Here is a 1,217-nt window from a genome sequence, read left to right as displayed (position 1 = left end):
TCGCGACTGAAGTCGCTTGTATGTTGGAAATGACCCAACACGGGCAGTATGGAGAAGACTTGCCGGGGTGGAGGGACGAAGATCGCATCTGGCCCCCTCGGGGGTACAGACCGTGGGAGATATGCCCCCACCCCACCCATTCAGCGCCGATAAGGAATCCATCGGCTGAGCGCCCCTCAGACCGACGATATTGGCAAGCCAGCGCCTGGGTGCACCCCGGCAAGCCTTCTCAACCTAGCGCGGAGGCCAGGCCATGACAATCCAGACCGTCATCGGGATCGACGTCGCCAAACACGACCTCGTGGTCTATCGACAGGACCTCGAAGCCCAGGAAACCCTGGAAAATCGAAAGCCGGTCCTCAAGCAATGGCTGCGTGGCCTTCCCCCTCACTGTGCGATCGCCGTCGAAGCCACCGGGACTTATCACGTCGCGCTGATCGAGCTGGCGTACCAACTCGGCCACGAGATCTACGTGGTCGATGGCTTCCAGCTCCATCATTACCGGCAAGGCGTCGGCGGTCGGGCGAAGACCGACAGCAGTGATGCCCGGTTGCTGGCGCGCTACCTCGACCGCGAACGCGAACTGCTGCGGGCCTGGACGCCGCCACCGGCCGCGTACCGGTCCCTGCAGACCCTGCTGCGGCGCCGCGCCACGCTGGTCCAGGCGCGGGTGGCGATTCAGCAGAGCTGCGCCGAACTGCCCTGGCTGGCCTCGCACCTCAAGCGGCTGGTGGCCCAGCTGACGCGGCTCGATGAGCTGATCCAGACGCGGCTCCGGTCCATCGTCCGAGAGGCCGGGCTTCGCCACCAGGTGGCTCGCTGCAAGGCCATGGAAGGCGTGGGGGAGCTGACCGCCACCGCCCTGGTCATGGCCTTCCTGCGCGGCGACTTCCGGCATAGCGACGCCTTCGTGGCCTTCCTGGGGCTGGATGTGCGCGTCCGCGATTCCGGCAAGCAGCGAGGGCGACGTAAGCTGACCAAGCGAGGCGATCCGGAGGTCCGGCGGCTACTGCACAATGCCGCCATGGCCGCGCGTCGCCAACCGGGGTGGAAAGAGACTTTTGAGCGCTATCAAGCACGCGGGCTTAAGTCCACCCAGGTCCTGGTGATCCTGGCCAGGAAGCTGGCACGCATCGCCTTTTCACTGATGAAGCATGAGACGGGATATCGCCCTCCAAGCCCCATCAAGGCTTGACGGGCAACATAGAATCTCCCAC

The 1,217-nt window shown here is 64.8% G+C and carries 1 protein-coding gene; it reads left to right on the top strand.

What is annotated here, in order from left to right; translation table 11 throughout:
* Window positions 1-253 precede the first annotated feature (253 nt).
* A complete protein-coding gene (locus G7A98_RS16550) occupies window positions 254-1,195 on the top strand; it encodes a transposase (RefSeq protein WP_163650774.1) in 942 nt (313 codons plus the stop codon).
* Window positions 1,196-1,217: the final 22 nt, after the last annotated feature.

This window comes from Modicisalibacter sp. 'Wilcox' (assembly GCF_010993675.1).
Taxonomy (GTDB): Bacteria; Pseudomonadota; Gammaproteobacteria; order Pseudomonadales; family Halomonadaceae; genus Modicisalibacter; species Modicisalibacter tunisiensis.
Note: the sequence above shows the minus strand (reverse complement) of the source record. Positions and strands in the feature narration are given on the sequence as shown.